Here is a 12,342-nt window from a genome sequence, read left to right as displayed (position 1 = left end):
GATTCTATAGTGGAAATGCCCGGGAGGCAACACTGGAATGAAAAGGGACTTACTGGAAAACAGCGGTTGTGATATAGTGAGAAGGAACTTCAATCATCGTATTTTCACAGGATAGGAGAAACAACCCAATGAAAGAAATCATTCTATTGCTGGCAGAAGTCGTCAATCTGTGGCATGATGTCATCGCGAAATTTTCCGGAATGATGGGCTGGGAGCTCACAGATAAGGATCTGCATTTCTGGGTGATCGGGATCCTTGGAATCATTGGTCTTATTTTTGTAGATATCCTCTTTCATGCCCTTGCGAAATGGAGCATTACGGTTATTTCCTTTCTATTTACATTCGCCATGGTGCTTGTTTTCGTATTTGCAGTGGAAATCCAGCAGAAGGTCACGGGCCGCGGTAATATGGAATTTGCGGACGCGCTCGTCAGTGTGCTCGGCTTCTTTTTCTTCTGCAGCATCTACATGGTTTTTCGTTTGATTACAAAAGGAATCCAGCGTTACAGGAAGAATAAAGAAGATGAAACCGCCGCTTGAGCGTGCGGTTTTTTATTGGATCAAATCGGCTGCCCCGGCAGTATCGTCAGGGTGAATGGAGGGGAAGAAGGTGCTGAAGCGTTTTTTCAGTTATTACCGGCCGCATAGAAAACTGTTTTTCATCGACTTTTTCTGTGCGGTCTTCGTTGGACTGCTTGAACTGGGATTTCCGATTGCTGTCTCCTGGTTTATTGATGATCTCCTTCCGGAAGGGAACTGGGGGACGATCGTGGCGGTCAGTACAGGGCTGCTGCTTTTGTACATCCTAAGCTCAAGCATGCAGTTTGTCGTCAATTACTGGGGACATAAACTGGGCATCAACATTGAAACAGACCTGCGCAGAGACTTGTTTCTGCACGTGCAGCGGCAGTCCTTTGGTTTCTTTGATAACACGAAGACCGGAAATATTATGAGCCGCATCACGAATGACCTTATGGACATCGGGGAGCTTGCCCACCACGGACCGGAGGACTTTTTCATTGCGATCATGACGTTCATCGGAGCCTTCTGGATTATGCTGACGATCAATGTGAAACTGGCGCTTGTCGCCATCATTATCGTTCCGTTTCTTATCTGGCTCATCTATTATTCCAATATCAAAATGAACGCCGCCTGGACGAAAATGTTCGGCAGTATTGCAGACGTGAATGCGCGGGTGGAGGACAGTGTTTCCGGAGCGCGTGTGGTGCAGTCGTTTACGAACGAGACCTATGAAATGGAGCGCTTCAACAAGAACAATCAATTGTTTCGAAAGGCGAAGCTGGCCGCATATAAGGTTATGAGTATGAACTTGACCGGTATCTACCTGACTACGAGGTTGATGACGATCACCATCCTCGTGTACGGCGCCTGGCTCAGTTTTTCCGGAGCGCTCAGCTATGGGGAGCTGGTGGCATTCATTTTATACTTAAACATTTTGTTTAAGCCGATTGAAAAAATCAGTGCGCTGTTGGAGCTCTATCCAAAGGGGATGGCTGGGTTCAAGCGGTTCACACAGCTGATGGATACAATGCCCGATATTCAGAACCGCCCCGGAGCGGTGTCTGTTCCCCACCTCAGCGGGGATATCCGCTTCCAGCACGTCACATTTGGATATGAGGAGAACCGGGAAATCTTGAAGGATTTGAGTTTATCCGTCAAGTCCGGCGAGACCATCGCTTTTGTGGGGCCTTCGGGGGCAGGGAAATCGACGATCTGTTCGTTGATTCCACGTTTTTATGACGTCAAGGATGGTGCGGTAACCATTGACGGGATCGATGTTCGTGACATGACGAAGGAATCGCTGCGTTCTCAGATCGGCATTGTGCAGCAGGATGTTTTCCTGTTTACCGGAACGATAAAGGAAAATATTGCGTACGGACGCCTGGCTGCAAGCCAGGAGGAAATTGAAGACGCCGTGGAAAAAGCTCATCTGAAAGAGATGATTGAAAACCTCGCGGATGGATATGATACACAGATCGGGGAGCGGGGACTGAAACTTTCCGGAGGTCAGAAGCAGCGTTTAGCGATTGCGAGGATGTTCCTGAAAAATCCGTCCATTCTTATTCTGGATGAAGCGACATCCGCTCTGGATACAGAAACCGAAACACAGATCCAAAAGGCGCTGACAGAACTTTCAAAGGACCGGACGACGCTGATCATCGCCCACCGTCTGGGGACGATAAAAAAAGCGGATCGCATCCTCGTCATCACAGAGGATGGCATCGCTGAGGACGGCAGTCATGAAGAACTGCTCAGCAAAGACGCTGGTCTTTTTGCGAAGCTCCATGCTCTTCAGCATTAAAGAAACCGTTCCGGGTTAACCGGAACGGTTGGATTACTGAGCTGCTTTTTCCTGATCGTCATTGGAGGGGCGTTTCTTTTCTGGAGAGACTTCCTGTTTATCATTCTTTTCTCTTTGTTTTTTTGTTTCATCCTGCTGCGCCTTTTTTGTTTCGTCCTGCTCCTCTTCATTGGCTGTCTTATACCGCTGCTGCTGACGGTAGCCGTAGGTGGACGATAGAACGACTTCTTCATTTTCGAGAGCTGATCCAAGCGCACCGATAATGATGGATATGCTGGTAGCTGTCCAGGCAATGTAGAAGTAATTATCGTAGCCGACGGCGCCCGAAACTTCCGACTCCAAAAGCCCCATCGGGATAAAGACGAGAACAGCTGCTGAAAACATGACAAAAAGGATGGAATAGTAGATGACGACGGTTACCCCAAGCGTAAGCAGCGTAGTCATATTGTACAGCTTCCGCAGATAGGGGGCCCGGTCTTCGCGGGGCTTCTCCCATAAATTGTGAGCAAGGATGATCCAGCCGACCATTAACGAAATGGACAGGACGGTAAGGAGAAGCATCCGCCAGGAGCTGTAATTATTACTCAACCGCCACAGTGTCGGGAAGACGAGGGCGTAGGAACCGGTTGCAAAAGCAAAGATGATGACTTTCATAAAGGCAGGGAAAATCGCCCACGGCCGGTTCGCCCGCACCATACCGGTCAACACTCTCAACGCTCCACTGATCCGGGACTGGACGATAAATCGAACGTCCATATACGTATCATCATCTTCGTCCGGTGTCACCCGTTTGATCGGGGAGAACCGGTCAATGCCTCGCTTTTCGACAAGGCGCCGAGAGCCTTTCTTCTTCAGGTTTTCGTGCTCGCCGTCCTCTTGGGACTGCAGCCTTTCCTGCGCTTTTTCCCTGTCTTCCTCATCACTTCCATAATACATTTCATTAACCAGCTGCAGAATGGATTGACGGACACGTTTCAGCATAGGCGTTGATCCGAGACCCGGCAGTGTAATAATGGCTACGCCATCATTGGTGGACGCTTCAGCCATGATCGGTTTCCGATCATGGAAGAATGGAAGGTCCGTCAGACAGACAATGTAATCCCAGTTCTCCTCATCTCTCTTCTTCAATCCGGCTTCGAATACTTCCTCCGGATCCTCCGTGACCCCTGTGAGAGGATCGATTAAGGTTTCAACCTGCCATTCGCAGTCATCTTTTACGTAATATTTGAGCATTTCAGGAAGTTGCTTGTTGATGGTTTGACTGAGTTCCTTGGGATAACCAGGGGGGGTGACAATCCCAAGTGATCGTTGATGTTCACTCATATATGGTCATCTCCTGTTTCTAGGTTGGTTGTGTATATAGGGAATACCCTTTGTATCCGCTCCCTATGCAGGATTTTCTTATAAATTATATAAAAATAACAAACGGACTGGGCGGTCAAACGACTGCCGAGGTTGAAAATGAAAATCCCGTGGACGAATATCCACGGGAGACCGTTTAATGAAATAGCAGTTATATGTAATGGCATAGGGATAAAAGGGGGATCTCCATAAAGGATATACCCCTCCTTTTGGAGCATAAACATTATTTTTTATAGGAACATAATAAATAGATTGAACGAGCGTGCATCTAATATTTTTCAAACGCACGCCATCCCATCATCGTTAGTTTAACGGTCACACCAATGGCTGTGAATACGAGGACAGAATAAAAAGCTTTCCAATGGATGTATTCATAGATATGAAGGATCCGTAAAAGACCTTCCCCGATGTAGGCGGAAACGAAGGAGGCTGCCAGCAAAACAGGGAGGTATTGTTTCCACGTGGAATACCGCTGATAAATCCACATATATAGAACGGGAAGAACAACATAGGTGGAAACAAAAAAAGACGGAGACAAGGGCGTCGGACTGATCGGATATGAAGTGACGACATATTGAATCAACAGCGTATCCAAAACGGTCGTGATCACCACAACAAGAAAACCAGCGGTAAGGACTTCAAAAAGCCTCGAGCGGTCTACGTAAAACCGCCACAATAATATACATCCGGCGTTAACAGCAATCATGATCCACCATTGATAAGAGAAGACATTTTCGCTGAGCCAGTAGTCCCAGTACTGGTCACGCAGCTGCTCGCGTGTGGAAGTGATTTCCTCCCAAGAAACGTTATCCATAAAGAATACCTCTTTCTTCTGGTCTGTCGTGGTTTTATTTATAAGTTTTTCCAGATCGTCCGTTTTAATCCGGGAAAATTAACTAATGGAAAAAGCCCCTGTTACCCAGTTGGAGCTGGCTGTATATCGTGATGAGGGGCGGGTTCCGCTTATTGATCGATGCCTGGTGCGGGCATTCCCTGAGATCACATGGTTTCAGTGTCTCATTCAGCGTCTTCTTCCTTGATAAGGGAAGCATCAAATATGGTACCAGAAGGGTAATACATTTGGGACTCTTCATGCATGAGATTATGGTATAGTGACAGTATACAAAAAGGAGTTACAAACAGAATGTTTGCTATAAAACAAAAGGAGCGTCTTGCATGAGTACGGAAAACAAAGATCAGACGGTTGTAAAACCGTTCTTGAACCAATACTCCTGTCCTGTAGAAGGGACGGTCGATGTCATCGGCGGAAAGTGGAAAAGTGTCATCATCTTTCATCTGCTGGATGGAACGAAGCGGTTCAATGAATTGAAAAGGCTGAACAGTGGAATTACCCAGCGGATGCTGACGCTCCAGCTGAGGGAACTGGAAGCAGACGGAATCGTGCACAGAGAAGTGTATCCGGTTGTTCCTCCGAAAGTAGAATACTCCCTGACGGATTTTGGGTTTTCCCTGAAGCCGATCGTCGTCATGATGCGGGAGTGGGGGACGGCAAACATGGAAGCGGTCCTTTCTCATAGAGACACGTATCAGGAAAAGGAAAAGAGGAATGGATGAATATCCACTCCTCTTAGACTGTAGAAAAAGTACGGCTCCGTCCCTATTATTTGGATATTCACGTTCCGCTTATCGGTGGATGTCTGCGCTCACCACCTAATGCTTCTCGGGGCCTCAATAGATTACAGGACAAAAAGAGTCCTTTCTCGTGGAACATAGACTTGATCAACCCAAAAGAGAAGGAAGAGGAAGTGGCATTCCAGCTTTCCTCCAAAGCTGAGAACATTCAGGAGGCGAAACTGAACGAGGTTCCTCAGGAGACGATCCCTCATCAGGAGGGAAGGGTTTCTGTATCGTTGAAACCGAACCAGGTGACATCCATCTTGTTTTGATAGAAAAAGCCCCGCATTAATCAAGGCGGGGCTTTGATATGAGGAATCAGGAACCGAAGTTCACGATCATATCATGCGTATTCTGGATTTCTGCATCAGACATGAAGATCAAATACATGCCGTTCACCATCCGGCCGTCTCCGGACATTTGATACGTGGATGTATTCTTACGGGCGCTGCTGTAGTTTGTCGCCAGACGCCTCATATCCGAAAACTGCATGTTTGTACTGACATTATCGCCAAGCACATCCATCACATTTCCGACTTTATTCACCGCATCAAGGCTTGCTCCCTTATCAATGATGCCGGTGATGACTTCACGCTGACGCTCGTTCCGGCCGAGATCACCGTTTGGATCGTTCTTCCGCATACGGACATAAGACAATGCTTCCTGTCCATCGAGTTCAAGCTCCCCTTCCTCGAAGGTGTAGTTGCCGGACGTAAAGGTCATGTCGTTCTGAACCGTTACACCGTTGACAGCATCCACCACCTGGGAAAGACCTTCCATATTCACACGTATATAATAGTCCAGGTCGATATCAAGGAAGTTTTCCACAGTATTGACGGCCATGTCACTTCCGCCATAGGCGTAGGCGTGGTTGATTCTCGTGACCCGCCCGTCATTAGCGATTTCCGCCCGGGTGTCACGAGGGATACTGACCATCTGCATCTGATCATTATTCGGATCCAGGGTCATCACAATCATCGTATCCGAACGGCCGACGTCATTTTCTCGTTCGTCGACGCCGAGCAGAAGGATGTTGATCGGGTCTTTATTGTCTACTTTCTGCTTTGTTTCTTCATTATCAATGGAAGCCACACTCTCATGTAAATCTTCATTTACCGTGGTGCGGACATCCTGAAGAATCATATATGCATAAACTCCTCCTGCGACTAACAGCAGGGCCAGGACAGCCAGGAGGATTCTCCAACGTTTTTTCTTTCTGCGCTTTTTCTTCTTGGAACGTCTGCGCTCTTCCATTCCTCCACCTCTTTCATTCATACTACTTCCATTATACGATTTTTGTAGAACCTTGTAAAAATAATCCTGTATATTGTCTTGGGAAAAAAGTCATTTCTGCTCCCCCTGTGATAATCGGAAATTCATTCTCACAGGAGGAAAATGCTGTCGGATAACGAAATGGTACCGTGGGTCTTTATCCAACAACCAAAAGGAGGATTTGATGTTAAAACGAGCCATTCACGTATCCAACACACTCATGCAGCGGTATCTGCCCGACCCGTTTCTTTTCGTCATCCTGTTGACGATGGTGGTCTTCGGACTCGGTTTGATTTTCACAGGAAGCACGCCTGTCCAGATGGTGCAGTACTGGGGAGAAGGGTTCTGGAATCTTTTATCCTTTTCCATGCAGATGGTACTCGTTCTTGTCACCGGTTTTGTTCTGGCCAGCAGCCCGCTGTTCAAACAAGCGCTCGGACGTCTCGCATCAACGGCACGTACACCGGGGCAGGCGGTCGTCATTGTAACCGTTGTTTCACTGGCAGCGAGCTGGATCAACTGGGGGTTCGGACTTGTCATTGGAGCCTTGTTCGCCAGGGAGCTTGCGAAAAGGGTGGAGCGGGTCGATTACAGGCTTTTAATTGCAAGCGCTTACTCTGGGTTCCTTGTCTGGCATGGAGGATTGGCCGGCTCAATTCCATTGACGATTGCTACTCCTGATCATTTTACAGCAGAATCCATTGGGATCATCCCTGCATCAGAAACGATCTTTGCCGGCTTCAACCTGGCGATTACAGCCGCTTTGTTTATCACCGTACCCCTTCTGAATAGAAGAATGACACCAGCGGAGGAGGAAAGGTTTGTCATTGACCGGTCCTTACTTGACCAGTCTCGTCATCAGGAAGCAGCCGGGCTGGCGGCTGAAGCAGTGACCCCTGCGGTCCGTATGGAAAACAGCCGGATCCTGTCCATGATAATCGGCGGACTCGGGGTTGGCTTTCTGGTGTACTACTTTGTCACGACCGGCTTTCAACTGAATTTGAACATCGTCAATTTTGCGTTCCTATTCCTGGGCATCCTTTTCCACGGCACACCCCGGCATTTTCTCGATGCTGTGGGCGATGCCGTGAAAGGAGCAGGAGGGATCATCATCCAGTTTCCGTTCTACGCTGGAATCATGGGCATGATGGTCGCTTCCGGTCTGGCTGCGCTCATGTCGGAGGCTTTTGTGTCCATCTCCACTCCTTTTACGTTTCCCTTCTTCGCTTTTTTAAGTGCAGGGATCGTCAACTTTTTTGTCCCTTCCGGGGGCGGGCAGTGGGCCGTGCAGGCACCCATTATGCTTGATGCCGCCCAGCAGCTCGGAGTGTCCATACCTAAAACAGCGATGGCGGTCGCGTGGGGAGATGCGTGGACTAATATGATTCAGCCGTTCTGGGCCCTGCCGGCACTGGCAATCGCCGGTCTTAAGGCGAAGGATATCATGGGCTTTTGTCTCATCATCCTTTTTGTAAGCGGTATCATAATTTCGCTCGGCTTACTGTTCCTCTAAACGAGAAAAACCGTCCTTTTCCTTTAGTGGAGCTTTCACGTGTCAGGGGGAGGTTCATGTTCCGTGTAGCGGTGAATGACTGCCGCGGGCACGGCCTCCGCTGACTTGGTCAGGAAGAACGCCTGCCCAAGTGGATCTTTGGCTTGCGCTGTTCCCGCAGGCGTCATCACCGAACACTCCACGTAAACCAGTCGAAGGATCATCGGAGGGAGATCTTCTGTAAAATAGAAGATCTCCCTTTATGCTTTACAAGGTTCTAAAAAACGTTAGTGGATTGGTAATGGTGACGCCTGCTTTTCAAAATAAGAATAACTCAACCTTGATACGAACCGGTTGGGCCAGAGCCCCTTTTGGTCCCGGAAGGAGCGCAGCCCATTCCACTCCTGCGGAAAAACGGACGGCCGAGACCCAGCAGGGCGGTTTCCCCGAGGAGGCTTGAACGTTCGGCCGCGGAAAGGGAATGGTTGGAGCTTCTGAAGGCAGTACAATATAACACAGGGGGTATCAAACAAAGGGATCTCTGCCTTTTCAGCAGAAGTCCCTTTGTTGTCCTACATCGAGTAAGTCTGGTCATCGGCTGGGACGAACCCGCCGGAAGTGAAGGAGACGACACGGTTCCGACCCAGCTGTTTCGCCTGATACAAGGATTGGTCAGTCAAATCGATGATCTCTTCCCTGTCCTCTGTGGTGGAAGGGTACGTGCTTGCCCCTATGGAAACCGTTATCGGTATATGCGACGAGGCATTGATCCAGAATGTATGGGCCATCACTTCCCTGCGGATCCGTTCGGCAACATGACAGGCACAGGAGTTGGAGCAGTCTGGGAGAATCACGGAAAACTCTTCTCCGCCGTTCCGGGAGACGATATCCGTATCTCTGGTATGTTCCTGGAGAAGCCGTGCCAGCTGTTTGAGCACCTGATCACCGGCCGGATGCCCGTAAGTATCATTGACATGCTTGAAGTGATCCACATCAATGATCAGGAGTGAGAGTTCCTTCTTTTTCTTCTCGCTATTCTCAAGCTGCTGATTCCATTGGATATCGAACTGCCTTACATTGTTCAACCCTGTCAGATGGTCCATGGATGCTTTTTGCTCGTAGCTTTTGAACAGGGCGTGGGAGTGGTCGAGGTATTGAATGAGGTAAATGATCCCCACACCGCCGAGACAGCTGATCACCCAGTAAACAGGAAGCAGGGTTGCAAGCAGATCCCAGTCCCTCACGACCACAGAAAGCACAACGGAGAAGACGAGGTTGGAATAAAAAATCATGTAAAACCCTGAAATATAGCGGGGCTGGTGACTTTTTCTCATTCGATCGATGATAATAATGCCGGCAAGGGTCACTGTCATGAAAATGATTGCAGCCATTGATGAAAGGTTGAATCCGTAAAGGAAACGTCCGCCAATAATGAGCATAGTACTGAGGACTGCCGGGCGGACGCCGCTGATTAACAGGATCATAAGGACTGGAATATGCCGCAGGTCCACGAGCGTCAGATCATTCACCTGGATGGAATAATACATCATCAAGTTTCCCATAATGCCGGCCGCCACTCCGTCAATGGCACAAATGGCTTTTTGAGGCAGATGTTTTTCAAGGGTATGCCACCTTAATTGGAGATAGGAGAAAAACAAGGCGGTCAGGATGCAGATATTAATAAAAAAATCGGAAACCATGGAACATCAACTCCCAGCAGAATAAAAATGTCTGAACGTTCGGTTAGTCGCATCACGTCGAATAAAAAACGTTGATCTTGTCTCTTATATTACCATGATATTCCTGCTTTAGGCTTGCTCAATGCGCTGAATGGGTCCATGTTCCTATATAAATACCATGTAGAATTATGGTAAATAATATGAAAGGGATTATTTGATGGAGGAGGCAGACCGATGAGAGAGAACCTGGACCACAAATGGCAGGAACTCGTTGAAAAAGCAATGGATGGACCGGTTTCAAAAGAGGATTTCCGCCGGTATTTGAATGAACAGAAAATCCTGAGGGCCTGTCGCAGCCATGAAGAGAAGGATTCCAGCGGCAGGAAAGACCATTTGGTTTTAGTTCCGCGTGACTGAAGGTTACCGAACGTTTAGTTATCTTCCTTTATTTTCTAAATACATGTGGATGACACCTGGTCAACCACTGAAAGGGAAACAAAATGAATACGAAACAAACCATACTCGAAAATGCGCTTCAGTTTTTTGCTTCCTATGGATATGACGGGGCCTCCATGTCATTGATTGCCAAGGAAACGCAGATTACGAAAGCAGGAATTTACAGTTATTTCAAAAATAAAGAAGATTTGTACATAGCTGTATTGGATCATTTGACCGCGTTTCACAAAGATTACTGGATGCAGAAGAAGCAGCGGATGAAAACTGCGTCCTGTGAAAAAAAATTGAAGGACAGCTTTATCTTTTCCATTCAAACGGCTGTGAAGGAACCGGCTTTGATTGCGTTCTGGCAGATGGCCCAGATTTCTCCGCCACGGTCATTGGAAGGCGTCGTTACCGAAAAAATTTCAGCATCCAGAAATTTTTTACTCTCTTATTTTGAGGAGATCATTGAGGCTGGAAAAGCTTCCGGTGAAATTCAGACGTCTCATTCGTCCCCATCACTGGCTCATGCGTTTTACTGCCTTATGGAGGGGGCTTCCTTAAAGCATGTCAATGGGAATTTTCCCGATCAGGAAGAGGTCCTGCTGACATTGTTTCATCTATATTGGGACGGCTTGAACGCCCGGGAAACTGACGGACTACAGGCGATCTGAATCCGGGCTGGATTTGTCCGCAGTCAAATGCCCACACCTTCTATTTGGAAGGTGTGGGCATTTCATTCAGGCGGCACTTGTATCTTTCTGTTTGTCTCTGCCGTGTTTTTTGATGGATAGGGCGAACGGAAGAGCCAGCAGCGCAAGGATGATGCCGACCACGATCACGTTGGATTCGACGAGGTTGATCAAGTTGCGGAGGACGATGCCGACGACTCCAAAGTCTCCATCACCAAACGTTGTTCCCTGGAAGCCTAAGGACCCGAGAACGGGGAGAAGCAGGGCAGGAAGGAAGCTGATCATGACACCGTTGGCCATTGATCCGAAGATGGCACCTTTCCGGCCCCCTGTCGCATTTCCGAACACACCGGCGGCTGCACCAGTAAAGAAGTGGGGGACAAGACCCGGTACAATGACTTTCAACCCAAGCAGTGGGAGGAACAGCATACTGATTAACCCGGCTGCGAAGCTGAAGAGAAAACCGATGATGACCGCATTTCCTGCGAATGGGAAAATGGCTGGACAGTCGAGCGCAGGCTTGGCATTCGGTACGATCTTATCCGCAATCCCTTTAAACGCCGGTACGATTTCTCCAAGCAGCATCCGCACACCAGCAAGAATGATGTAGACGCCGGCGGCGAAAGTCAGTCCCTGCATAAAGGAAAACACGAGGAAGTTCTGACCGCCGCTTAACTCGGATTCTACAAAGCCGGGCCCCGCTGCTCCAGCGACGACGAAAAAGAGTATAACCATCGTGAGGGAGACGGAAACAGAGGTATCTCTTAGGAAACTGAGAGACTTGGGAACTTTGATTTCTTCAGTCGACCTTGAATTTTTGCCGACCACTCTGCCGATTGAAGCAGCAACAAGGTAGCCGACGGAACCGAAGTGGCCGACAGCAAAGTCATCAGATCCGGTAACTTTTCTCGTATAGGGCTGCAGCATGGCCGGGAATAACACCATGATCGCTCCGAGGATAACGGACCCGAGGAGGATCATACCTGCACCGGAAAAACCACCGGTCGTCAGAATAACTGAGATGAGACAGGCCATAAACATCGTGTGGTGTCCGGTCAAGAAGATATATTTAAAAGGGCTGAGGCGGGCCAGGATAATGTTGACGACCATCCCGAACAGCATAATCATAGCCGTTTCCGTACCGAAGCTTTCCTGGGCGAGCGCAACGATCGCTTCGTTGTTGGGAATGACTCCTTCGACAGCGAAGGCTTCATCAAACATGCTGCTGAAGTTCCCGAGAGACTGGACGAGTACATTCGCCCCGGCCCCCAGGATGACAAATCCCATCACGGTTTTCAGTGTACCGGAGACGACATCCCCGGAATTTTTCTTCTGTACAAGAAGCCCGATAAGAGCGAATAATCCAACGAGGATGGCGGGTGTTCCCAAAATATCTTTCATAATCAAATCAACCATAGAAGACGCTCCTTTGTTTGATGGAATGGGTGAT

The 12,342-nt window shown here is 48.5% G+C and carries 13 protein-coding genes; 7 read left to right on the top strand and 6 right to left on the bottom strand.

The features are described 5' to 3' along the window. The first annotated feature begins 128 nt into the window (after nucleotides 1-128). Together GLV97_RS01655 and GLV97_RS01650 are read left to right on the top strand one after the other, a co-directional pair. Nucleotides 129-539: a hypothetical protein gene (locus GLV97_RS01655; protein WP_160836681.1), complete on the top strand. Its 411-nt coding sequence runs from the start codon at nucleotides 129-131 to the stop codon at nucleotides 537-539. A 70-nt stretch (nucleotides 540-609) separates the two neighbouring features. After that, the gene (locus GLV97_RS01650; protein ID WP_337194070.1) at nucleotides 610-2,322 is read left to right on the top strand and encodes an ABC transporter ATP-binding protein; all 1,713 of its coding nucleotides are present in this window, start codon (nucleotides 610-612) and stop codon (nucleotides 2,320-2,322) included. Nucleotides 2,323-2,355: 33 nt separating this feature from the next. Here GLV97_RS01650 and GLV97_RS01645 read toward each other — a convergent pair whose 3' ends face one another. Both GLV97_RS01645 and GLV97_RS01640 read right to left on the bottom strand, forming a co-directional pair. Continuing rightward, nucleotides 2,356-3,645, bottom strand: a complete 1,290-nt coding sequence (locus GLV97_RS01645) for a hypothetical protein (protein WP_160888846.1) — start codon at nucleotides 3,643-3,645, stop codon at nucleotides 2,356-2,358. A 307-nt stretch (nucleotides 3,646-3,952) separates the two neighbouring features. Next, nucleotides 3,953-4,498: a CBO0543 family protein gene (locus tag GLV97_RS01640; protein ID WP_160840859.1), complete on the bottom strand. Its 546-nt coding sequence runs from the start codon at nucleotides 4,496-4,498 to the stop codon at nucleotides 3,953-3,955. Nucleotides 4,499-4,860: 362 nt separating this feature from the next. On the opposite strand from GLV97_RS01640, the gene GLV97_RS01635 reads away from it, so the two are divergent. Beyond that, a complete protein-coding gene (locus GLV97_RS01635; protein ID WP_160888845.1) occupies nucleotides 4,861-5,259 on the top strand; it encodes a winged helix-turn-helix transcriptional regulator in 399 nt (132 codons plus the stop codon). A 161-nt stretch (nucleotides 5,260-5,420) separates the two neighbouring features. Further along, on the top strand, nucleotides 5,421-5,591 hold the full coding sequence (locus GLV97_RS01630; protein WP_160888844.1) for a hypothetical protein: 171 nt from the start codon (nucleotides 5,421-5,423) through the stop codon (nucleotides 5,589-5,591). Nucleotides 5,592-5,637: 46 nt separating this feature from the next. On the opposite strand, the gene GLV97_RS01625 is transcribed toward GLV97_RS01630, so the two are convergent. After that, complete coding sequence (locus GLV97_RS01625) at nucleotides 5,638-6,573, bottom strand: LCP family protein (RefSeq protein WP_160840855.1); 936 nt, start codon at nucleotides 6,571-6,573, stop codon at nucleotides 5,638-5,640. 202 nt (nucleotides 6,574-6,775) lie between these two features. On the opposite strand from GLV97_RS01625, the gene GLV97_RS01620 reads away from it, so the two are divergent. Next, entirely contained in the window at nucleotides 6,776-8,104 is a 1,329-nt protein-coding gene (locus tag GLV97_RS01620; RefSeq protein WP_160888843.1) for a short-chain fatty acid transporter, read from the top strand. Between the two features lie 35 nt (nucleotides 8,105-8,139). Here GLV97_RS01620 and GLV97_RS20110 read toward each other — a convergent pair whose 3' ends face one another. After that, entirely contained in the window at nucleotides 8,140-8,274 is a 135-nt protein-coding gene (locus GLV97_RS20110) for a hypothetical protein (protein ID WP_272917316.1), read from the bottom strand. 381 nt (nucleotides 8,275-8,655) lie between these two features. Further along, entirely contained in the window at nucleotides 8,656-9,783 is a 1,128-nt protein-coding gene (locus GLV97_RS01615) for a GGDEF domain-containing protein (RefSeq protein WP_160888842.1), read from the bottom strand. Between the two features lie 213 nt (nucleotides 9,784-9,996). On the opposite strand from GLV97_RS01615, the gene GLV97_RS01610 reads away from it, so the two are divergent. Together GLV97_RS01610 and GLV97_RS01605 are read left to right on the top strand one after the other, a co-directional pair. Next, nucleotides 9,997-10,179: a hypothetical protein gene (locus tag GLV97_RS01610; RefSeq protein ID WP_160888841.1), complete on the top strand. Its 183-nt coding sequence runs from the start codon at nucleotides 9,997-9,999 to the stop codon at nucleotides 10,177-10,179. Nucleotides 10,180-10,262: 83 nt separating this feature from the next. Continuing rightward, the gene (locus GLV97_RS01605) at nucleotides 10,263-10,874 is read left to right on the top strand and encodes a TetR/AcrR family transcriptional regulator (RefSeq protein ID WP_160836655.1); all 612 of its coding nucleotides are present in this window, start codon (nucleotides 10,263-10,265) and stop codon (nucleotides 10,872-10,874) included. Nucleotides 10,875-10,940: 66 nt separating this feature from the next. Here GLV97_RS01605 and GLV97_RS01600 read toward each other — a convergent pair whose 3' ends face one another. Then, nucleotides 10,941-12,308 carry a PTS ascorbate transporter subunit IIC gene (locus tag GLV97_RS01600; protein ID WP_160888840.1) on the bottom strand — a complete coding sequence of 456 codons (1,368 nt, stop codon included), beginning with the start codon at nucleotides 12,306-12,308 and terminating at the stop codon, nucleotides 10,941-10,943. Nucleotides 12,309-12,342: the final 34 nt, after the last annotated feature.

The organism is Halobacillus litoralis (assembly GCF_009856355.1).
Lineage (GTDB): Bacteria > Bacillota > Bacilli > Bacillales > Halobacillaceae > Halobacillus > Halobacillus litoralis_B.
This window is presented reverse-complemented; position numbering and strand designations above follow the sequence as displayed.

Coding starts and splice junctions, on each gene's coding strand:
- GLV97_RS01655 (WP_160836681.1), top strand. CDS start 129: ATGAAAGAAATCATTCTATTGCTGGCAGAAGTCGTCAATCTGTGGCAT.
- GLV97_RS01645 (WP_160888846.1), bottom strand. CDS start 3,645: ATGAGTGAACATCAACGATCACTTGGGATTGTCACCCCCCCTGGTTAT.
- GLV97_RS01640 (WP_160840859.1), bottom strand. CDS start 4,498: ATGGATAACGTTTCTTGGGAGGAAATCACTTCCACACGCGAGCAGCTG.
- GLV97_RS01635 (WP_160888845.1), top strand. CDS start 4,861: ATGAGTACGGAAAACAAAGATCAGACGGTTGTAAAACCGTTCTTGAAC.
- GLV97_RS01625 (WP_160840855.1), bottom strand. CDS start 6,573: ATGGAAGAGCGCAGACGTTCCAAGAAGAAAAAGCGCAGAAAGAAAAAA.
- GLV97_RS01620 (WP_160888843.1), top strand. CDS start 6,776: ATGTTAAAACGAGCCATTCACGTATCCAACACACTCATGCAGCGGTAT.
- GLV97_RS01615 (WP_160888842.1), bottom strand. CDS start 9,783: ATGGTTTCCGATTTTTTTATTAATATCTGCATCCTGACCGCCTTGTTT.
- GLV97_RS01610 (WP_160888841.1), top strand. CDS start 9,997: ATGAGAGAGAACCTGGACCACAAATGGCAGGAACTCGTTGAAAAAGCA.
- GLV97_RS01605 (WP_160836655.1), top strand. CDS start 10,263: ATGAATACGAAACAAACCATACTCGAAAATGCGCTTCAGTTTTTTGCT.
- GLV97_RS01600 (WP_160888840.1), bottom strand. CDS start 12,308: ATGGTTGATTTGATTATGAAAGATATTTTGGGAACACCCGCCATCCTC.